This window comes from Xanthomonas sp. NCPPB 1638 (genome assembly GCF_041475635.2).
Lineage (GTDB): Bacteria > Pseudomonadota > Gammaproteobacteria > Xanthomonadales > Xanthomonadaceae > Xanthomonas > Xanthomonas cucurbitae.
In genome coordinates this window covers 1,311,282-1,331,211 of the sequence record NZ_CM192984.1, presented here as the reverse complement: position 1 = coordinate 1,331,211, position 19,930 = coordinate 1,311,282, and the positions used below count along the sequence as shown (strand labels likewise).

21 protein-coding genes are annotated in these 19,930 nt (G+C 66.3%); 14 read left to right on the top strand and 7 right to left on the bottom strand.

The features are described from left to right. Positions 1-9 precede the first annotated feature (9 nt). The 3 genes from thpR to ACCQ13_RS05745 all read right to left on the bottom strand — a co-directional run bounded on the left by thpR (position 10) and on the right by ACCQ13_RS05745 (position 3,129). Positions 10-612 (bottom strand): RNA 2',3'-cyclic phosphodiesterase, encoded by a 603-nt coding sequence (gene thpR / locus ACCQ13_RS05755; protein ID WP_104602052.1) that lies wholly within the window; start codon positions 610-612, stop codon positions 10-12. Positions 613-877: 265 nt separating this feature from the next. Next, on the bottom strand, positions 878-1,333 hold the full coding sequence (locus ACCQ13_RS05750) for a PA2169 family four-helix-bundle protein (protein WP_104602053.1): 456 nt from the start codon (positions 1,331-1,333) through the stop codon (positions 878-880). A gap of 587 nt (positions 1,334-1,920) precedes the next feature. Next, positions 1,921-3,129, bottom strand: coding sequence for an MFS transporter (locus ACCQ13_RS05745; RefSeq protein ID WP_159406813.1), 1,209 nt, complete (start codon positions 3,127-3,129; stop codon positions 1,921-1,923). A gap of 210 nt (positions 3,130-3,339) precedes the next feature. On the opposite strand from ACCQ13_RS05745, the gene ACCQ13_RS05740 reads away from it, so the two are divergent. Further along, positions 3,340-4,458 (top strand): alkene reductase, encoded by a 1,119-nt coding sequence (locus ACCQ13_RS05740; RefSeq protein WP_104602209.1) that lies wholly within the window; start codon positions 3,340-3,342, stop codon positions 4,456-4,458. 335 nt (positions 4,459-4,793) lie between these two features. Here ACCQ13_RS05740 and ACCQ13_RS05735 read toward each other — a convergent pair whose 3' ends face one another. Beyond that, positions 4,794-5,129 carry a zinc ribbon domain-containing protein YjdM gene (locus ACCQ13_RS05735; RefSeq protein WP_104602056.1) on the bottom strand — a complete coding sequence of 112 codons (336 nt, stop codon included), beginning with the start codon at positions 5,127-5,129 and terminating at the stop codon, positions 4,794-4,796. A gap of 279 nt (positions 5,130-5,408) precedes the next feature. On the opposite strand from ACCQ13_RS05735, the gene ACCQ13_RS05730 reads away from it, so the two are divergent. From ACCQ13_RS05730 to ACCQ13_RS05715, 4 genes are all read left to right on the top strand, one after another. Then, positions 5,409-5,882 (top strand): FKBP-type peptidyl-prolyl cis-trans isomerase, encoded by a 474-nt coding sequence (locus tag ACCQ13_RS05730; protein WP_159406812.1) that lies wholly within the window; start codon positions 5,409-5,411, stop codon positions 5,880-5,882. Positions 5,883-5,979: 97 nt separating this feature from the next. Next, the gene (locus tag ACCQ13_RS05725) at positions 5,980-7,356 is read left to right on the top strand and encodes an Hsp70 family protein (protein WP_104602058.1); all 1,377 of its coding nucleotides are present in this window, start codon (positions 5,980-5,982) and stop codon (positions 7,354-7,356) included. 184 nt (positions 7,357-7,540) lie between these two features. Then, positions 7,541-7,726: a hypothetical protein gene (locus ACCQ13_RS05720; protein WP_029221706.1), complete on the top strand. Its 186-nt coding sequence runs from the start codon at positions 7,541-7,543 to the stop codon at positions 7,724-7,726. Positions 7,727-7,965: 239 nt separating this feature from the next. Then, positions 7,966-8,559, top strand: coding sequence for a mechanosensitive ion channel domain-containing protein (locus tag ACCQ13_RS05715; protein ID WP_159406811.1), 594 nt, complete (start codon positions 7,966-7,968; stop codon positions 8,557-8,559). Between the two features lie 72 nt (positions 8,560-8,631). Here ACCQ13_RS05715 and ACCQ13_RS05710 read toward each other — a convergent pair whose 3' ends face one another. Beyond that, positions 8,632-8,898, bottom strand: coding sequence for a DksA/TraR family C4-type zinc finger protein (locus ACCQ13_RS05710; RefSeq protein ID WP_104602060.1), 267 nt, complete (start codon positions 8,896-8,898; stop codon positions 8,632-8,634). A 125-nt stretch (positions 8,899-9,023) separates the two neighbouring features. Here ACCQ13_RS05710 and ACCQ13_RS05705 point away from each other — a divergent pair, with 125 nt between their 5' ends. Beyond that, a complete protein-coding gene (locus ACCQ13_RS05705; protein ID WP_104602061.1) occupies positions 9,024-9,278 on the top strand; it encodes a DUF2789 domain-containing protein in 255 nt (84 codons plus the stop codon). Positions 9,279-9,441: 163 nt separating this feature from the next. On the opposite strand, the gene ACCQ13_RS05700 is transcribed toward ACCQ13_RS05705, so the two are convergent. Beyond that, positions 9,442-9,615 carry a DUF1328 domain-containing protein gene (locus tag ACCQ13_RS05700; RefSeq protein WP_006452844.1) on the bottom strand — a complete coding sequence of 58 codons (174 nt, stop codon included), beginning with the start codon at positions 9,613-9,615 and terminating at the stop codon, positions 9,442-9,444. Between the two features lie 215 nt (positions 9,616-9,830). Between ACCQ13_RS05700 and ACCQ13_RS05695 the strand changes: the two genes are divergently transcribed. Then, the gene (locus ACCQ13_RS05695) at positions 9,831-10,358 is read left to right on the top strand and encodes a YgjP-like metallopeptidase domain-containing protein (RefSeq protein WP_159406810.1); all 528 of its coding nucleotides are present in this window, start codon (positions 9,831-9,833) and stop codon (positions 10,356-10,358) included. A gap of 187 nt (positions 10,359-10,545) precedes the next feature. Continuing rightward, on the top strand, positions 10,546-11,646 hold the full coding sequence (locus ACCQ13_RS05690) for a Glu/Leu/Phe/Val dehydrogenase dimerization domain-containing protein (protein WP_159406809.1): 1,101 nt from the start codon (positions 10,546-10,548) through the stop codon (positions 11,644-11,646). A 98-nt stretch (positions 11,647-11,744) separates the two neighbouring features. On the opposite strand, the gene ACCQ13_RS05685 is transcribed toward ACCQ13_RS05690, so the two are convergent. Beyond that, on the bottom strand, positions 11,745-14,597 hold the full coding sequence (locus ACCQ13_RS05685) for an autotransporter serine protease (protein WP_159406808.1): 2,853 nt from the start codon (positions 14,595-14,597) through the stop codon (positions 11,745-11,747). A 159-nt stretch (positions 14,598-14,756) separates the two neighbouring features. Here ACCQ13_RS05685 and ACCQ13_RS05680 point away from each other — a divergent pair, with 159 nt between their 5' ends. The 6 genes from ACCQ13_RS05680 to ACCQ13_RS05655 all read left to right on the top strand — a co-directional run bounded on the left by ACCQ13_RS05680 (position 14,757) and on the right by ACCQ13_RS05655 (position 19,826). Continuing rightward, positions 14,757-15,932, top strand: a complete 1,176-nt coding sequence (locus ACCQ13_RS05680; RefSeq protein WP_159406807.1) for a thiolase family protein — start codon at positions 14,757-14,759, stop codon at positions 15,930-15,932. A 122-nt stretch (positions 15,933-16,054) separates the two neighbouring features. Continuing rightward, the gene (locus ACCQ13_RS05675; protein ID WP_016904096.1) at positions 16,055-16,396 is read left to right on the top strand and encodes a hypothetical protein; all 342 of its coding nucleotides are present in this window, start codon (positions 16,055-16,057) and stop codon (positions 16,394-16,396) included. Positions 16,397-16,622: 226 nt separating this feature from the next. Then, positions 16,623-16,949 (top strand): XAC1346 family secretion chaperone, encoded by a 327-nt coding sequence (locus ACCQ13_RS05670; RefSeq protein WP_104602066.1) that lies wholly within the window; start codon positions 16,623-16,625, stop codon positions 16,947-16,949. 114 nt (positions 16,950-17,063) lie between these two features. Further along, the gene (locus ACCQ13_RS05665) at positions 17,064-18,773 is read left to right on the top strand and encodes a diguanylate cyclase (protein ID WP_104602067.1); all 1,710 of its coding nucleotides are present in this window, start codon (positions 17,064-17,066) and stop codon (positions 18,771-18,773) included. Positions 18,774-18,870: 97 nt separating this feature from the next. Beyond that, positions 18,871-19,464 (top strand): bactofilin family protein, encoded by a 594-nt coding sequence (locus ACCQ13_RS05660; protein WP_104602068.1) that lies wholly within the window; start codon positions 18,871-18,873, stop codon positions 19,462-19,464. Further along, on the top strand, positions 19,461-19,826 hold the full coding sequence (locus ACCQ13_RS05655) for a hypothetical protein (protein ID WP_104602069.1): 366 nt from the start codon (positions 19,461-19,463) through the stop codon (positions 19,824-19,826). Before ACCQ13_RS05660 ends, ACCQ13_RS05655 begins: the two co-directional genes overlap by 4 nt. Positions 19,827-19,930: the final 104 nt, after the last annotated feature.

Genomic DNA, 19,930 nt, shown 5'->3' with positions numbered 1-19,930 from the left:
CGCGGTGGCTCAGTGCAGCGGCCAGCGCCCTTCGATCTGGTAGCGCGACTGCCCCAGGAAACTGCGCACCAGCGCAAACTCGCGCACCGTCCAGGCCAGTGCTTCGCAACGTCTCTGCGGCAGGGCCTGGTTGCAATACAGCAAGGTCATGTGCGGCGTGTACTGCGTATCGCCGGCAATGCCCACGTGTGCCAACTGACGCCCCAGCGCACCTTGCAACGCGTACAGCCCGCGCACCTGCTCCTCGCCGCGCAGCACGCACGGCAATTGCGAGCGGCGCCCACCGAAGGTGCCAACGCGGTCGAACTCCACCTCGAAGGCCGGCAGCGCAATGCGCTCGGCAGCCTGGCTGGCGCGGCTGACCAGCGACGGCGGCAATCCGCCCGCGTAATCGCCTAAGTGATGCAAGGTTACATGCAGCCGCTCGCGCCCCAGCCGCTTTCCGTCCACCTGCCCTGCCTGCAGCAGCGCGTTGGCGATGTCGCTCGCGCGTTGCGCGGTCTGCGCATCTGCCATCACCGCAAAGAACAGCCGCTCGGTGGTCTTCTCTTCGCCCAAGCCCAGCGATAACTGCGCCTCGGCCGATGACAGATAGAGAAACTGCTGTTTCATGGGAGTGTCCACGTCCGCCTGCGCGGGCCTGGCTGAGGAAGGGCGGCGGATACTAGCAGACCCAATGCCTGCCGAATACGCCGCAGTCGCACGCATCACCGTGGAACGCGCCGCACTCGTGGAACTGCACCGAGTGATGGGCGCCACGCGGCCGACATTGCACACCGCACAAAAAGAAACGGGCAGCTTGCGCTACCCGTTTCCCGCCCGTATCGATTTACTCCGGAGCTGCATCACCGCAATGCACTACGGTTGGGCAAGTGCGTTACGCCGCGTTCTTCATGGCGTGCTTGCGGTTGCGCATGACGTCGTGGCAAGCGCGTACTTCCGGCAGCAGGCGCAGCGCGGCGTCGCGTGCGGCAGCCGGCGTCTCCTGGTCGGCGATGGTTTCATCGAACGCCTTCAGCAGGCGATCCTCCGACTCCTCCAACTCGGCAACGTAGCCATACTTGGTGTCGCCCAACGTCGCGCGGACCTTGCCGTAGAACTGCTGCATGCTACCGACCATGGTGCCGTGCTTTTCCGGTGTGCCGCCCACCGAAGCCACCACGCTGCTCAGGTTGCTCACGATGTCGCTCTTGACGCCGGCGATGCGGCGAAACAGCGTGGCCAGTTCTGCATCGCCCACCTTGGCAGCGGCTTCCTCGTAGAAATCCTTGCCGTCACGGGAAATGGCGATCAGGTCGTTAAGGCTGTGCTCGGTCTTGCTCTGGATGCTCATGTGTTGCTCCTGGTTGCATGGGCCGCGCTGCGCGTTGATGCGTTGCGCCGGCTTTCGGGGAGTAGCACGGTCGATGCGTTGACCGGGCTGCCTTGGCGTTGTGTACGGCTCCATGCTGGCGGCGCGGACATAATCGGCATGTGAGCGATGCGGGCGCCGTCCTCACGCCATCGTGCGGCCGATGAATTGCGATTCATCGATGCCAATACCGCATCAAGAACCTTTCGGTTGCCGACTGGCCCACATGTTGTCGATCAGATTCGGGTATGGACGCCCGGCCTCGTCGGCACGTCGTCTGGCGGCAGCCTTCTGCGCTTGCGTCAACGGCGTGGACGCCTTGCGTTTGGGGCTTGTGCGTTTCCACGGCGGTGGAGTGAAGTCAGTCATGGCGGTTCGGTCCGCTTGCGGTCAGGCAGGCAGTGTCGATGCCTGGTCGTGAGATCGCCGTGGAGTGCATCACCGCGCAAAGCCGCAGCGCCGTCTCCGCTACGGTGACACGCACGCACTCAGGCGCATGCCTGGTGTCCGAATCCGGATATCAGAGATGCCTTTGCCCGCCGCCAGTGACGGGCACTGCATTCAACCCTTCAATCGCTCACCAAGGTGCTGCGCTGACGGCGCTCCTGCCAGAGCGCCGCTGCATAGATGAGCACACCGCCCAGCGCGGTGGCAGCGCCCACGTAGCCGGTGGACGTCCAGCCCCAGCCTGCGGTGATCGCCAGGCCACCCAACCATGGCCCCAACGCGTTGGCGGTATTGAACGCTGCATGGTTGGACGCTGCAGCCAAGGTCTGCGCCTCGGCGGCCACATCCATCAAGCGGGTCTGTAGCGCCGGCGCCAGTGCGCCCATCGTGCCCACCGCGACAATGGAGACGAACACCCACAGGCCGGAGTGCGCCGCCAGCGGAAAGGTCAGCATCACCACGATCGACCACCCCAGCAGCACCGGCACCGCGCGGAACTGCAGGCGATCGAACAGCCAGCCGCCCAGGATGCTTCCCAGGACGCCGCCCACGCCAAAGGCAGCCATGGCCAGCGGGATGCGCGCCGCATCCACGCCGGTCACCGCCGTCAATGTCGGCGCCAGATAACTGAAGACGCAGAACATGCCGGAAAACCCCACAGCACCGATCGCCAGCGCCAGCCACACCTGCGGCCGGTTGAACGCACGCAGCTCACGCAGCGGTTGCTGGCGCGGCTCGTCCGGCGCGGGCGGCAGCAAGGCCGCCACCGCCGCGACCGTGCCCAAGGCGATCACCGATACCGACGCATACGCCCAACGCCAGCTGACGATCTGCCCCAGCCAGGTCGCCAGCGGATTGCCTACCAGCAATGCCACGCTCAAGCCCAGCAGCACGTGCCCCACTGCGGTGGCGCGCTGATTGGGCGGGCTGATCGAGGCTGCGACCAGCGAGGCCACGCCGAAGTAGGCCCCATGCGGCAGGCCTGCAATGAAGCGGCACAGCAGCATGCTGTGATAAGTCGGCGCCAGCGCACTGGCCAGATTGCCCAGCGCGTAGAACACCATCAGCAACAGCAGCAAGGTGCGCCGCAGCCAGCGCGCGCCCAGGATCGCCAGCAGTGGCGCACCCACGACCACGCCGAGCGCATAGGCACTGATGACGTGACCCACCTGCGGCTCGCTGATCTGCAGGCCCTGCGCGATCTGCGTCATCAGGCCCATCGTAGAGAATTCGCTGATGCCGATCGCAAAGCCGCCCATCGCCAGCGCCAACAGGATCAGCACGTAGTCGCGCCGGGGCACGCGGGGCGCGCAAGGATCGATATCGGACATGCCCGACTCCAGATTGACGGGGCGGCTTATTATTGTGCAACGCAGCAATTCAGGAAAGCCCAGCAGGTCCGCCGGTTCAGCCCTGAAGCCCTGCCTGTCGCGTTTCAGTCCGCCAGGAGACGCTGTGTCCTACCAGCGTCGCTCGAATCCGCATGGGTCCGCCACCATCGCTGTGAAGCACCGCGATTGCCGCGGCGCCGCGCCTTGCGTGTGATCCCACTCGACTGGTTGCTGATGTCCAACTCCATTGAATCCCCGCTGTTCTCCCCGGTGCGCCTGGGTGCGCTGGACCTTGCCAACCGCGTCATCATGGCGCCGCTGACGCGTAACCGCGCCGGCGCCGGCCAGGTGCCGACACCATTGGCCGCCGACTACTACGGCCAGCGTGCCACCGCCGGGCTGATCGTTGCCGAAGGCACGCAGATCAGTCCGCTTGGCCAGGGCTACCTGGACACGCCCGGCATCCACAGCAAGCAACAGGTTGCCGGCTGGCGCGCGGTGACCGATGCAGTGCATCGCCATGGCGGCAAGATCGTGCTGCAGCTCTGGCATGTGGGCCGCGTCTCGCACACCAGCGTGCTGCCGCCGGGCGAAGTGCCGGTCGCGCCCAGCGCGATTCGCGCAGAAGGCAAGACCTACACCAAGAACGGCTTCGAGGATGTTTCCGAACCGCGTGCCCTGGCGCTGGACGAAATCCCCGCGCTGATCGAGGACTACCGCATCGCTGCGCGCAACGCGCTCGATGCCGGTTTCGACGGGGTGGAAGTGCATGCGGCCAACGGCTACCTGCTCGATCAATTCCTGCGCGATGGCTCCAACAAGCGTACCGACGCCTACGGTGGCGCTATCGAAAACCGCACCCGTCTGCTCACCGAAGTGGTCCAGGCCATCGCCGACGAGATCGGTGCCGAACGCACCGGCGTGCGCCTGTCGCCGGTCACCCCGGTGTACCGCGCACACGATTCGGATCCGCAGCCGTTGTTCGAACGCGCGGTGGAGCGGCTGAACCTGATCGGCGGCCTGGCCTTCGTGCATGTCATCGAAGGCGCCACAGGCGGTGCACGCGACAACATCGCCTTCGACTACCCCGCATTGCGCGCCAAGTTCGACGGCGCCTGGATTGCCAACAACGGTTACGACCGAAGCATGTCCGAGCAGGCCATCCGCAGCGGCTACGCCGATGCAATTGGCTATGGCCGCCCCTTCATTGCCAACCCGGACCTGCCACGCCGCCTGCGCGAGAACGCACCACTGGCCGACGTGGACCAGGCCACGCTGTACGGTGGTGGCGCCAAGGGCTACACCGACTATCCAGCGCTGCCCGAGTAAGAATGGCTGGCCAACCTGCCGCGCGCCGTCCAGGCCCATCCGCCGACTGCGCGCTGTGGCTGGTTGGCCGCCGCAAGCCGGCTGACAGCACGCCCGATAGTCGTTGCCATGCGGCGGCGATCGGGTAACCGGCCAGCCTCCGCGTGACGCAGACCCATGGCCGGAATGTTGCGCAGCCACGCATGACGCATGACGCATCGTGCCTGCATACACGCCATCGACGCGTGCGCATGCCGCGCCCATCCTGGCGTCGCCCGATGACGTGCACGCCGCGTGCCGCTAGCATCGACGTCATCATGCGCAACGCGGCTGGCCATGCAGCCGCCACCCAGCGGTCAGGCCTTGCGCAGAAAGCAGGTCTTCAGCACCAGGCCCTTGATCTTTTCCGAGTTGCCTTCGATATGCTCGGCGTCGTCTTCGACCAGGCGGATATTGCGGATCAGCGTGCCCTGCTTGAGCGGAATCGATGATCCCTTGACCTTGAGATCCTTGATGACCGTCACCGTGTCGCCGGCCTGCAGCACATTGCCATTGCTGTCGCGCACCGGCGTGGCATCCGCGGCGACATCGCCGGCGCTCCACTCGAAGCCGCAATCGGCGCAGATCGACAAGGCGCCGTCGACATAGGTGTTGTCCTGGCCACATTGCGGGCAGGCGGGGACGCTGGACATGCGATTCCTTTTTGGAAATGGGCGTGGATTGTAGCCGCCCGGCCGTGCGATCACGCCTGCGTCAACCACCAGTGCACGCGCCGGCTGCACACACCACGACGACTTACCACTGACAGGCACAAGCATCGCACTGCCGTGCCAAGCTGATCCTCGCCCAACTGCCGTTGCATGCCACGGTTGCATGATCCTGCCCGATTGCCTACGGTGGGCGTGCAGCACCTCTTGGCATCGTGAATCCGCCGATGCACTCCCCTCGATCACCCGTCATGGAGGTTTCCAATGGAAATCAGCCAGGGTCGCGTTGCGACCATTCACTACACCCTGTCCGACGATAGTGGCCAGGTCCTGGACCGCTCTTCGCCCGACGCGCCGCTCAGCTATCTGCATGGTGCCGGCAACATCGTGCCCGGCCTGGAACAGGCCCTGGACGGCAGGCAGACTGGCGATACCCTCACCGCCGACGTTGCGCCGGAACAAGGCTACGGCCCGCGGCACGCGCAACTGATCCAGCAGGTGCCGCGCGAGGCCTTCCCGGGCGATATCGAGGTGGTGCCGGGCGTGCAGTTCGAAGCCCGCACCCAGCAGGGGCCGGTACTGGTCACCGTGACCGAGGTCGGCCCCGCGCAAGTCACCGTGGATGGCAATCATCCGCTGGCCGGACAAACGCTGCATTTCGCAGTCGAGGTGGTACAGGTCCGCGAGGCCACCACCGAAGAATTGAATCAGGGCCACGTGGACGACATCGCGGCCTGATCCGGCGGCTGCCGCGCGTCATCGGGCGTTGCGGCAGCCCGGGCAGCGGACGCGGCCTCCGTAGTAAAGTGCGCGGCCCGCTCCCTGGCAGCTGCGCATGAAACTCGGCATCGACTTCGGTACCAGCAACTCTGCCGCCGCGGCCATCGTCAATGGCCGGGTGCAGCCGGTGCGCTTCGGCGAGGCCCTGCAGTTCCGCACCACGGTGTATTTCCCGGAGACCATGCGCGACCCAGACGATTTCAGCCTGACACCGGCGCTGGAATACGAGATGGACCGCCTGATCGATTCCGCACGCCGCGACGCCACCGCCGCCGGGCGCACCGCCAACCCCGACAGCCTGCGCCGCGACGCACTGCGTATCGTGCGTCGCCAATGGATGGAGCAGCAGGTACGCGAGCCGCGCAGCTCGGCGGCCCTGCTGCAGAACGCGGTCTACGGCGACGAGGCGCTGGATGCCTACTTTCTCGAGGGCGAAGGCAATCTGGTGCAAAGCCCCAAGTCGATGCTGGGCTACAACCTGCACCCGCGTGCACGCCAGACCATCACCGGCATCGCCACGCATGTGCTGGAACATATCCGCCTTACCGCCTCGCGCCAGTTCGACATCAATATCCGCGAGGCCGTGCTCGGTCGTCCGGTGCAGTTCCGCAGTTCGATCGGCGAAGCCGGCAACGCACAGGCACTGGAGATCCTGCAGACCGCCGCCATCGCCGCCGGCTTCGACAGCGTGGAGTTCCTTGAAGAACCCGCTGCTGCGGCCATGCACTACCACGTCAGCCACGACAGCCGCCACGACACCGTGGTGGTGGACATCGGTGGCGGCACCACCGATATCGCGCATGCCAGCGTCGGCGGTAGCACTGCCCCGCAGGTGCACCGCGCCTGGGGCATCGCGCGCGGCGGCACCGATATCGATCTTGCGCTCAGCCTGGCCAGCTACATGCCACTGTTCGGCCGCGGCGTCACTCGCGTGCCGGCGCACCATTACGTGGAAGCGGCGATGGTGCAGGACATGACGCGCCAGCGCGAATTCCGCCTGCACAAGTATCAGGACGCCCCGGCCCCGTTCGATACGCGCCTGCGGGCACTGCAGGACACCGGCAATACCGCGCGCCTGTATCGCAACGTGGAAGCCTGCAAGATCGCGCTCAGCGAAGCCGGCCAGCATCACACGCCGCTGGATTTCATCGAACGCGGACTGCAGGTGGACGTCCAGGCCGACGCGCTGATTGCGTCCGCTTCCAGCTACCTGCGCGAGCTGGAAACGCTGCTGGCGCAGGTCCGCGCCGACATGGCCGCGCCGCCGGCCACGCTGTTCCTGACCGGGGGCATGTCGCGTGCCGGCTATCTGCGCGACGCAGTGGCTGCCGCTTTCCCCGAATCGCGCATGGTGCAGGGCGACCCCTCGTTCGGGGTCGTGCAAGGCCTGGCCTGGGCCGCGGCAGGCGGCACCCGTCCATCGGACGGTTAACACAAGCCGCCAGTCAGCTCGTATAATGCATGGTTGCTGCCCGCAAGCTTGTGTGGGCAAGGCACGCTCGCCGTACCGCCTGCGATTGCGCACCGAACGCAGCCGCATCTCTCGACACCGCTTCACGCGCGCGCCACCCTTGCCGCACGCGGTGTCATTGCACTTCCCCGCTACAGGAGGCCACATGGCACGTCCCGCGACCAAGCAGAAATCCCAGCCCAGCATCGCTCGCAGCGAAGGCAAGTCGCAGCCGCTCAGTCGCGAGCGCATTGCCGCCGACATTGCCGCGTTCCGCAAGACCGGCGGCCGGATCGAAGTGCTGACCACCAACTTTGGACCGGCGCGCAACGACGGCGACAAGATCGGCTGACGTCCGGCTCAGCGGTATCGGCCGCGTGCCCGACGCCGGGCGCGCGGCGCCTTGCCTGATCCACTCGCGTTCTTGCATGTCATCAGGCCCCTTGCATGGCAGCGCGCCATGTGGTGATCGTCGAGACAGCCGATCATCGAACGAATCTCCCAGCTTATGACCGGATGTTCAGCGCAAGCAGGCACCGGCGACCATGCCTGGCCGCTACAATGATCGCCCCCTCGTTTTCGCATGCTGTGATGTCCGCGTCCGACGCCTTGCCCGCCATGATCCGCAGCCTGTTGCCGCACTGGAACGCGCAGTGGCTGGCGATTGCAGTACCCACCATCAAGATCGTGCTGATTCTCGCGCTGGCGGGACTGGTCAGGTTGCTGCTCCGGCAGCTGCTGCGGCGGCTGTGTGCACGCTACAGCGTGCCTGCCGAGATGATGATGGGCATTCGTCGCGCAGGCAGCCTGGTCATTTCGGTCAGCGCCTTGCTGTTGGTGCTACGGGTGTTGGGCGTGTCGGCCACTACCCTATGGACTGCATTCACCGGCTTTGCCGCCGTCGGCGCGGTGGCGTTCTTCGCCGCGTGGAGCGTGCTGTCCAATATTTTCTGCACATTCCTGATTATCACCACGCGCCCGTTCCGGCTCTACGACCATATCGAGTTGCTGGAAGGCGGCGACAAGCCGGGGCTCAAGGGCCGCGTGATCGACATCAACGTGATCTACACCACCCTGGAAGAAAGCGGCGACCATACAGGCAGCGTACTGCAGGTTCCCAACAGCCTGTTCTTCCAGCGCACCACGCGTCGCTGGCGCGAAACCAGCGGTTTCAACGCCGGCTAGGCACATGCGCCAGCGCGCATGGCTCCCACGCGGTGCATGGAACGCAGCGCAGCCCGGCAACGGGCGGCATGCTCAACGCAACTGGCTGTCCTTGCTGCCGCGCCGGTTGTAGCCGCCCTGCGCGCCATGCTCCAGGTCATGCGCCTGCTGGCAGCCCACGCACAGGTGCACGCCAGGCATCGCCATGCGCCGACCTTCCGGAATCGGCGCATCGCACTGCTCGCAATGGCTCAGGCTGGGCCCGTGGTGCAGCTGGCGTCGCGCGCGCAGCACCGCCTCCTCCACCGTGGCATCGATCTGGTCCTGCACCGCGCCATCACCCGCCCATCCGGTCGCCATGGTCGCTCACCTGTGTTGGTCAGATCCTCAATATGGTCATCGCTGCAGGCAAATCCAAGCGGGCGTGCACAGTGCGCTCAACCTGCGTGCTTTAGCATTCAGCCGCCCACCCAAGGACTCTAGCAATGGAACAGCCCGTTCACCCGTTTTCCGAACTGTTCGCCCAGTTGGGCCTGCCATCGGATGAAGCCGGCATCCGCGACTTCATCGCACACAACTCCCCGTTGCCGGGCGACATGCGCCTGGAAGAAGCACCGTTCTGGACGCCTGCACAGGCCCAACTCCTGCGCGAAGAGCGCCTGGACGACGCCGACTGGATCGTGACCATCGACCAGCTCAATATCGCCCTGCACAGCAGCGGCGAAACCGCTGGCGCTTGATCGCCTGCAAGATGGTCGATGGCCGGTTGCACGGGGCCACCCACTGTGCAACCGGCCTGTTCCGGACGACGCGAATGCAATGAAAAAGCGGCCGAAGGCCGCTCGTTTGGTGATGCAGTTGGCACGTCCGCTTCTCGCGGGCGAGCCAACTGCAACGCGCCGGTCAAGTCACCTTCTTGGCGATCGTCACGCCCAGCACGAACAGCACGATGGCGATGATGATGCCGGCCCAGAACAGGAATTTGGCGATTCCCATCGCAGCGCCCGCCATGCCGCCGAATCCCAGCGCACCGGCAATCAGGCCGATGATGGCGAAAATAATGGCCCATTTGATCATGTTGTCGTCTCCTCATTCGGCACTGCGCCGTTGCTCGATCAGATACCTGCGACATGTATCGCAGCGCATCTGCCGCACGCTAGCGAGCCGGGCGTCCCGCATTCGTGAACGCGGCTGACACACGCTGCCACATAGGCCTGAAATGCGGGTCTGCGTTGCATGCCGCTGCGCGATGCTTCACTGCCTGATAGCCGGTCGCGTCGGCATCGGCGATCATGCGGCTCTTTCAGGATTCGACCGCCATGGACACGCTGCGCTATCTGCTGGGTTACCCGCCTGCCGTGCTGGACCAGGTGCGCGAACTGATTGCGCAGGACAAGCTCGCCACGGTGCTGGCGCGGCGCTACCCGGACCGTCACGCCATTCGCACCGATCGCCACCTGTACGACTACGTCAAGGCGATGAAGGAGCGCTACATGCGCTCCTCGCCCACCCTGCACAAGGCCATCTACGACAATCACCTGCAGGTGGTGAAACACGCGCTGGGCACGCATACCGCCATTTCGCGCGTCCATGGTGGCCGCCTCAAGGCCAGCCGCGAGATCCGCATTGCCACCGTCTTCCGCGACGCGCCTGAAGCCTTCCTGCAGATGATCGTGGCGCACGAATTGGCGCACCTGAAGGAGGCAGACCACAACAAGGCGTTCTATCAGTTGTGCAACCACATCGTCGCCGACTATCACCAGCTGGAATTCGACTTGCGGCTGTACCTGACCCAGTTGGCGCTGCAGACTGACGGCTGAGCGCCAAGCAGGGCATCGCCAGGGTGGGTGAACAGGTTCATGCACCACCCCCTGCCGAGGTGGTTTAAAATGTCGCCGCGCGACCTGCCCGGACCGGATCTGCAGACGTCGCGTTTTTTGTTTCCCGCTGCATGGGTCACGGCCCGGCGACAGGGAAGGCACATCACGCAGCCCCGCGGAGCCTTCGATGCTTTTCGACACCCTCGATACCACCGGCCACGAGCAGGTGATCTTCTGTCACAACCGCGATGCCGGCCTCAAGGCCATCATCGCCTTGCACAGCACCCGTCTGGGACCGGCACTGGGTGGCGTGCGGATGCGTCCCTACCCCGACAGCGAGGCCGCATTGAACGATGCGCTGCGGCTCAGCCGCACCATGACCTACAAGAACGCGCTGGCGGGGTTGAACGTCGGCGGTGGCAAGGCGGTCATCATCGGCGACCCCAAGACCGACAAGAGCGAGGCGCTGTTCCGCGCCTTCGGCCGCTTCGTCGACACCCTGGGCGGGCGCTACATCACCTCCGAGGACGTCGGCACCGACGTCAACGACATGGAGCAGATCTACCTGGAAAGCGAGTACGTCACCGGCGTGCACCAGGTACATCGCGGCTCCGGCGACCCTGCGCCGTTCACCGCCTATGGTGCGCTGCAGGCGTTGATGGCCTCGCTCAACCGCAAGCTCGGCCACGAGGAAGTAGGCAAGGCCAGCATCGCGATCCAGGGCCTGGGCCATATCGGCATGGAGCTGGTGAAGCTGCTCAAGGAACGTGGCGCAAAACTGTATGTGGCCGACCTGAACCAGGCGCTGGTGGAGCGTGCGGTCGCCGAATACGGCGCCGAGGCCGTGCGCCCGGACGAGATTCACCAGGTACCGGCCGATGTGTTTGCTCCCTGCGCGCTGGAAGGGGCCATCAACGAACAGATGCTGCCGCAGCTCAAGGCCAGCATCATCTGCGGCACCGCCAACAACCAGCTCGCCAACGCCGCCATCGGCGTGGAGCTGCACCGGCGCGGCATCCTGTATGCGCCCGATTACGTGGTCAACGCCGGCGGGGTGATGAATGTGTCGCTGGAAATCGACGGCTACAACCGCGAACGCGCCATGCGCCTGATCCGCAGCATCTACCACAACCTGGAAAAGGTCTTCGACCTGTCCACACAGCAGGACGTGCCGCCGCAACAGGCCGCCGATCAGATTGCCGAAGCCCGCATCGAGGCGATCAGCAAACTCAAACTGCCGCTAGGTCGCACTGCGCCGCGCTTCCTGCACAAATTACGCGGCGAGTAACCGGCAGCAGACAGCCTGGGTGTCACGCCGGAGGCAGCGCGCGATCGCCGCTGCAAACGCCACGCCCGGGCATTGCGCCCGGACGTGATGCACACCGATCAGAAATCGGCGCTGTACTTCAGGCTCAGCGCGCGATCGTCGCCGCGTTCGCCCACCCGCTGGTCGTAACCGAAACGCAGCTGGCTCTGCTGCCCCAGTGGCGCGGACGCGGCGATTCCGAACAGCCCTCCCGAACGCGCCGGCTGCATGCCGCGCAATGGAGCCCAGGCATCCACACCGATGAAACTGGCATCCAGCATCAAGCCCTGGCTGCTCAACGCCTGCTGCCATTCGGCATAGCCGCCCAGTTGCAGTCCACGCCAACGGTATGCCGACCGCACGCCGGCCAGCGCCTGGGTGCGCGATGAGGTACTTGCATCGGCACGCAGACCGAAACCATCCCCGCCGCTTTCGCGGAAGCCTTCGCTGCGCAGGCGCACATAATCCAGGCCCATGTACGGCGTCAGCGAGGCGGCTGCGTGGCCCCAGCGATAGCCGGCTTCCAGGTTGCCGCTGAGATAACTGCCGCTGTAGTCGCTGAAGGCGCTGCTGCGGTCCTCGCCCAACTGCAGGTTCCGTTCGATCTGCCGGTTGACATTGCCCACACCCAGCTGACCCAGCGTATAGGCCGCCCCCAGCGTGGTGCCCCAGTACAACTGCGCCTGCACCTGCCGATCGCGGCCGCGCGCGCCATCCAGATCGCCCAGGCTGTTGGAACGCGTTTCGCCGAACGCAAACCCGGTGACCGCGCCAGAGGCCAGGCGCAGGTCGTTGCCCATCATCCATCCGGAGGTGGCAAACCCGGCGCTGGTCACCCCGCCCTCGCCCGGACCGCCCAGCGCGCGCTGCCAGTTGCCGAGCAGGCGCGGCTGCTGCGACAGGCCGTCGAAATGCGCGGCCAGCGCGCGCCGGCCCAGATCGATGGTGTCGAAGGTCATCGCCGCCGAGGCCGCATGCGCACGCCCGGACAGACTGCGTAGCGAATCCGCTGCCGCCTTGGCGTCGGGCGCTTGCTGCAACGCCGCTGCGGCACGCATGAAGCTGCCGCTGATGCCACCATTGCCCTGCAGCTGTTGCGCGTCTACCTTCTGGAACGCCTGCTCCACCCGAATGGCAGACTCCATCGATGCCGTCCCCACTGCACCGAGCGATGCGGCGACTGCGGTGACATCCATGCGCTGCAGCGACACGAACGCCGTGTTGGCGTCATAGGTCACCGTGGCGTTGAGGAAGGTCACTGCCGGCCCGCTGCTGGTCGTGGCAAACGTGCCTTGCAGCCCGTTGGCCGCCTGCAACACCGGATAGGTCGTGTTGTTGACGACGTAGCTGCGCCGGCCAAGCAGTTGCAGGTCACCGGCAATGGTAGCGGTGCCGCTCACGTCCAGGCGATCGCCGACATTCAGCGCCAGGCGCCCGTTACTGGCCTGGGTGTAGTTGCCGTTGACCGAGAGCACCGCGCTGTTGACCTGGAGCGCACCGGCGTTGTCCACCCGTCCGCCGATCCTGCCCGCGCCGATCAGGCTCGCCCCATTGGCGATACCCACCCGTGCACTCTGCAGGCTGGCGGTCTGCAAGGTGCCGCCAAGGACTTGCGTATCGCCGGTGAAGGTATTGGCGGTGCTGCCCAGGACCAGCGTGCCTGCGCCGCGCTTGGTCAGGCCACCGGTGCCGCTGATGTCGTTGGCCCAGGTCGAACGCAAGGTGTTCACGTTGACATCCACCGTGCCCCAGTCGAACCGCGCCGGCCCCAGGACCGCCTTGCCCACATTGAGCAGGCCGTAGCCGAACACCGGATCGACGCCTGCTGCGCCCAGATCGGTGGCCGTTCCCAGCAGCGTCTGGCGCACCAGATCGTTGTTGAAGTACGGAAATGCCTGCCAGACCAGCGCCGCTGCGCCGGAGACCAGCGGTGCGGCGAACGAGGTGCCGCTGCCATAGAAATAGCGGATGTTGCTGGCGGTGGCATCGGGGTCGATGAACATCGACGTCCCCGGCGCCACCAGGCAGTAGCGCATCGCCACCCCACACGCATTGGAATACGACGCCAGCTGCGTGGGATTGGCGGTATCCAGCGCCCCGACGACCAGCCAGCCACGCTCCAGGTCCGCTGCCGGCAACGTGCCGTTGGGGCCCGGCTGACTGGGAAGTGCTGCGGTGTCGGAAGGCTGCGCACGCGATTCGTTGCCCGCCGCAAACACCACCAGGCCATCGTTGTTGATGACAAAAGACCGGTATTCCTGCGCGATCTGGTTGGTGACCGAGGCGTCGTTCCAGTACAGGCCGCCCCAGGAGTTATTCATGATGCGCACGCCGGCACCGATCAGGTCCGCATGCACGGGGCCCAGTCCCAGCGGGCCATCCACCTCGTTGCCTTGGCCGCTGCCGTCATCCACCGGCGCCCGGTCGTTGATGATGCGCGCAGACACCAGGCCCGCGCCGGGCGCGATGCCGCCCGGCCATTGGGCCACGGCGCGTCCGGCCGCAAGCTCGGCGACGACGGTACCGTGCCCGACCACATCGCCCACGGCGACGTTGTTGGTTCGCGGATCGACATAGATGAAGCTGTCGCTCACCCGCCCCTGCAGCGCCGGATGATTGCTGTTGATGCCGCTGTCGATGACCCCGATGCGATAGCCCGCGCCGGTGAAGCCCAATGCCTGCGCCGCGCGTGCATTGGTCAGTGCCAGATGCGCATCGATGGCAGGCTCCGGCGTCGGTGCGGTGACCGGCGGTGGCGGTGAAGTCGGCGGTGGTGGCGAGGTCGGTGGTGGCGGCGGTGGAGGGGACGTCGGCGGGGGCGAGACCGGCGGCGTCGGACGGATCCCGCCACCACCTCCCCCGCCGCCGCACGCGGTCAACGCCACGGCTAACGCCGAAGCCAGCACAGTCCTGGCGACATGCCCTTTGTTCATCGCTGCTCTCCCCCAAACCCAGTCCATGGCCGGACCCGGATCCGGGCCCGAACAGTGCCGTTATACGACATCGCCCCCGTGGCTGTCCCGGCACGCCGGCTCGCTGGCGCGAATCGGCCATGCAGCAGATAATCGTTTCACTTTAAACGGTATCCGCTCATGTCCGACATCGTCATCGTTGCTGCCAAACGTACTGCCATCGGCTCGTTCCTTGGCCAATTCAACGGTGTGCCGGCACCGATGCTCGCCGCTGCCGCCATGGAAGGCGCGCTGGCGCAATCGGGAATCGCCCCGGCAGAGGTCTCCGAGGTCATCGTCGGCTGCGTGCTACCGGCCAATCTTGGACAGGCGCCGGCGCGCCAGGCGGCGATCGCCGCCGGCATCCCCACCTCCGCCGGCGCCACCACCATCAACAAGGTGTGCGGCTCGGGCATGAAGGCGATCATGCTCGGCCATGACCTCATCAAAGCCGGTTCGGCCAGTATCGTGGTGGCCGGTGGCATGGAATCGATGAGCAATGCACCGCATCTGCTGCCCCATTCACGCACCGGCAATCGCTACGGCAATTTCCAGGCCGTCGACCACATGGCCTGGGACGGCCTGACCAACCCGTACGACGGCCAGGCCATGGGCGTGTTCGGCGAAGCCGCCGCCGAAAAATTCGGCTTCAGCCGCGCCGACCAGGATGCGTTCGCAATCGCTTCGGTGGAACGCGCGCAGGCCGCGCAACGCGACGGCGCCTTCGCCGATGAGATCGTTGCCTTCACGGTGACCACGCGCAAGGGCGAGGTCGTCATCGATCGCGACGAACAGCCCGGCAAATCCGATATCACCAAGATCCCCACCCTGAAACCGGCCTTCAAGAAGGATGGCACCGTCACCGCCGCCAGTTCGTCGAGCATTTCCGATGGCGCGGCAATCACCGTGCTGATGCGTGCCGACGACGCGCAGCGCCGGGGCGTGACCCCGTTGGCGCGCATCGTTGGCCACGTCACCCATTCGCAGGCACCGGAATGGTTCACCACCGCGCCGGTCGCGGCGATCCAGACCTTGGTCGACAAGATCGGCTGGCAGCTGGACGAGGTGGATCTGTTCGAAATCAACGAAGCCTTCGCGGTGGTGGCGATGGCACCGATCAAGGAACTAGGCATTGCCCACGACAAGGTCAACGTGCATGGTGGTGCCTGCGCACTGGGTCATCCGATCGGCGCCTCCGGCGCACGGCTGGTGGTGACATTGGTGAACGCGTTGCGCATGCGCGCCGGCAAGCGCGGGATTGCCACGCTCTGCATCGGAGGTGGCGAGGCGACCGCCATTGCTATCGAATTGATTTAGCAGCATTTAACGGCGATTTTGCAAAACTGAATGCGCGTGCGCTTGACACCCGTCTTGTGGCCGTCATCATGTCGGGGGCGCGCAATAGCGCGTTGCCTAATCTAACGACGAGGATTGAAACAATGACCATCAACAAGCTGCTGATCGCAATGGCGCTGGGCCTGGCCCTGACCGCTTGCTCGAAGCCGGAACAGGCTCAGGACGCTGCTGCTTCGGCCAACGAAGCTGCTGCCGACGCTCAGACCGCTGCCGACCAGGCTGCTGCCTCGGGCTCGCAGTCGGCTGACGCCGCTCAGGCTGCTGCCAACACCGCCGCTGCTTCGGCCGACACCGCTGCCGACGCTGCCCAGGCCGCTTCCGGCGCCGCGACCGACGCTGCTGCTGAGCAGGCTGCCGACGCTGCCAAGACCGCTGAAAACACCGCCGAAGCTGCCAAGGACACCGCTGAAGAAGCCAAGAAGTAATCACTTCTTCGCTCTAAGCGTGTTCGGAAAAAGCCGCTGGTTTCCAGCGGCTTTTTCTTTGCCTGCGCGTCGCCGGGCAGACGGCTCGCCCAGCCACTGCGCCCGGATCCGTCACCTGATACCACCGCCGTGCCGGGCAGCCCTGGCGAGCTGCGCCTTGACGCGGATTGCATCGGTGCCTGCCTAAGCTCGGGCTTCCAACACCGGAACCGGAACAGGACCCACCATGAAGACGATCCACCTGCTGTCGTTGAGCGCCATTGCCACCTTCGCCCTGGCCGCTTGCCAGGGGCCCGACGCCGAACAGGCGCGCCGCGACGCCGCGTCTGCGGCCAAGCACGCCGCTGCTGCCACCGAACAAGCCGCCGACCGCGCCGCCGTGCAGGCGAAGGAAGCCACCGCCGATGCACGCGTGGCCGCACGCGAGCTGGCCGCCGATGCCAGCCGCGCCACGGCCAATGCTGCCGATGCCACCGCCGACAAGACCCGCCAGATGGCCGACAAGGCCGAACGCAACGCCGAGCGGCAGGACGCCGAGCACCCGGAGCACTAAGGCGCCTGCGCACGCCGCCCCTGGGTATCCGCGCGCCGGCCGATCCGTGCCGGCGCGCACGTTACCCCCTGCACTGCCTCTCGTGTTGTTCAGGTCGGCGCGCTAGCATTACGCATGCCCACCTTCTTTACATCGCGCCGCCGCAACCAGCTGGCGCTGCTGTTTTCCGCGCTGATCTTCGTGGTCATCGGCATCGGCATCTTCATCGGCGCACGCCGCTCGCTGGCCGATGCCGCGCTGGTCTCGCACACGCACGAGGTGATCGGCCGGGTCGATGAAATCCAGGCCCGCCTGCTGGATGCCGAATCGGCGCAGCGTGGCTTCCTGCTGACCGGTAACGAAGCCTATCTGCTGAACTACCAGGCCAGTATCGAGCGCCTGCCGATCCTGCTCGACAACCTGCGCCGGCTGATTATCGACAATCCCTCGCAGGAGCAGCGCCTGGCCCAGTTGCAGACGCTGGTCCAGACCCGGCTGCAGCAGATCCAGAAGGTGCTGGACATCTATGCGCAGAGCGGCCTGGAGCCGGCCCGCGCGAACATCCGGCAGAGTGCGTTCCGCACCACCACCGCCATCAGCGAACAGGCGCTGACGATGGTGCAGGCCGAGCAGGAGTTGCTGACGCAGCGCGCCGAGAGCAGCCGGCAAAGCGCAACCCTGCTGCTGGTGCTGGCCTTGGCCGGCATTCCGTTCGGGCTGCTGGTCGTCGGCGCGGTCAATGCGTTGTTGGTGCGCGAATTGCGTCATCGGGCCCATGCCGAGCGGCTGGCCGCGCAAGCCAACCGCGAGCTGGGCGAAAGCGTGAGTGCCCTGCAGCGTAGCACCGCCGATCTCAACCTGATCAGCCGCTACACCGGCCTGTTGCAGAGCTGCGTCAGCGCCGAAGAGGCGCTGGAGGTCACCAGCCGTACCTTGGCCAGCCTGCTGCCAGGCATCGCCGGAAGCGTGTACCTGTTGCGCGCCTCGCAAGACCGCGCCGAGGCAATCAGCCACTGGGGCGAGCCGCTGGTACAGAGCGCGCCACACCTGCTGCCGGAGCAGTGCTGGGCGCTGCGTCGTGGCCAGCCGCACACGGTGGACGACCTGCGCCGGGATGCACTGTGCGGGCATCTGCAGATACCCGAAGGCGATGCAGTCCTTGCCACCGCCTGCCTGCCGATGTCCGCGCAAGGCACCCAGCTCGGTTTCCTGTTCCTGTCCTCGGCAGGCCCCGGGCCGTTGCCGCGGCTGGAAATCGCCGAAGCCGCCGCCGAGCAGCTGTCGTTGGCGCTGAGCAACCTGCGCCTGCGCGAATCGCTGCGCCTGCAGTCGATCCGCGATGCGCTGACCGGCCTGTACAACCGCCGCTACCTGGAAGAATCGCTCAGCCACGAGCTGGCGCGCTGCGCGCGGCGCGGCCTGCCGTTATCGGTGCTGATGCTCGATGTCGATCACTTCAAACGGTTCAACGACAGCCAGGGACATACCGGTGGCGACCTGCTGCTGGCTGCGGTGGGCGAGCTGCTGCTGACCCGCCTGCGCGCCGAAGACGTGGCCTGCCGCTATGGCGGCGAAGAATTCACCGTGATCCTGCCCGAGGCCGATGGCGAAGAAGCCATGCGCCTGGCCGAACAGATCCGCGGCCATATCGCAGCGCTGGCCGTCAGCGACGGCCAGCGCACCTTGCCGCGGGTGACCGCCTCCATCGGCGTGGCCAGCTTCCCGGCCGATGGCGAACTCGGTGCCACCCTGATCCAGAAGGCCGACGCGGCGTTGTATGCGGCCAAGCACCGTGGGCGCAACCGGGTGGAGCGACATGGCACCGAAGTACCCCCGCGGGACTGAGCCGGCACGCCGTCGATCCCGGATTGCGCGGACTGTCACAAAAAATATTGATTGACGCGGCGATAGTCGGCTTCGACCCCCGAAGCGAGGCAATCCGATGTCGATGTGGCGCGATCCAGGTCCCAACAAGAAAGACGGCGCCCCCGCCGCCCCCGAGATTCCGGCTGCCGACGGCCGGCTGTTCACCGCCGACGCCAGCCCTGCCCCCCCGGTGCCGGCCAGCACCGCACCCAGCGCGGTGCCGACCGCGGCCGCCTCACCGCGGCAGGACGGCGCCAAGGAATCGCTGATCGCCGCCGACATCAGCATCGAAGGCAAGATCGAAGGCGCCGGGCATGTGCGACTGGCCGGGCGCTTCAAGGGCGATGTCAACGTCAAGGGCGACCTCACCATCGAACGCGGCGCCAAACTCAACGGCGGCGTGCGCGCCAACAAGGTCATCATCGCCGGCGAGCTGGAAGGCAATATCGAATCGGCCGCGCAGGTGGAGTTGCAAACCTCTGGCGTGCTGGTCGGTGACGTCAAGGCCGGCAGCCTCACCGTGGCCTCGGGCGCACGCATGCGCGGCCAGGCCGATTTCGGCTGGGGCGAGGACGCGGCCAGGCCAGCCAGTGGCGGCAAGGCCAATGGCAGTGGCAATGGCAGCGCTGCTGCCGGCAGCAGCAGCGGCGGCGACAGCGACGCCACATGAGTGCACCCCGCCCGGGCACGCCCGGCGCCACGCGCAGCTGCCCGCACTGCAAGGCCACGATCCTGGAAAGCGCCAGCGTCTGCCCGGCCTGCAAGCACCATCTGCGCTTCGACTCGGCGGCTGCGCAACACGCGCAGCCGGCACCGATCGTGCCGCTCAAGGTGGACGGCACCATCCGCCATCCCGCTGATGGCGATCCGTGGGAGTACACGGTGGTGGTGATCGTGCGCAATGGCAAGGGCGAGGAGATCCGCCGCCAGGTGGTCGATGTCGGCGCCATGCTGGGCGGTGAGGAACGCGGCTTCACCCTGGCGGTGGAAGCGAAGGCCGTGCGCGCGCCCGGGCGGCGTACGCGGCATTAGCCTGGACGATTGCGGGCCGCAATGAGAGGGCGCGCAGAAGATCGCGCCCGTCCGCAGGCCGATACAGCGTTCGCGCACGCAGCACGGGGATGGCGAGCGCGTTC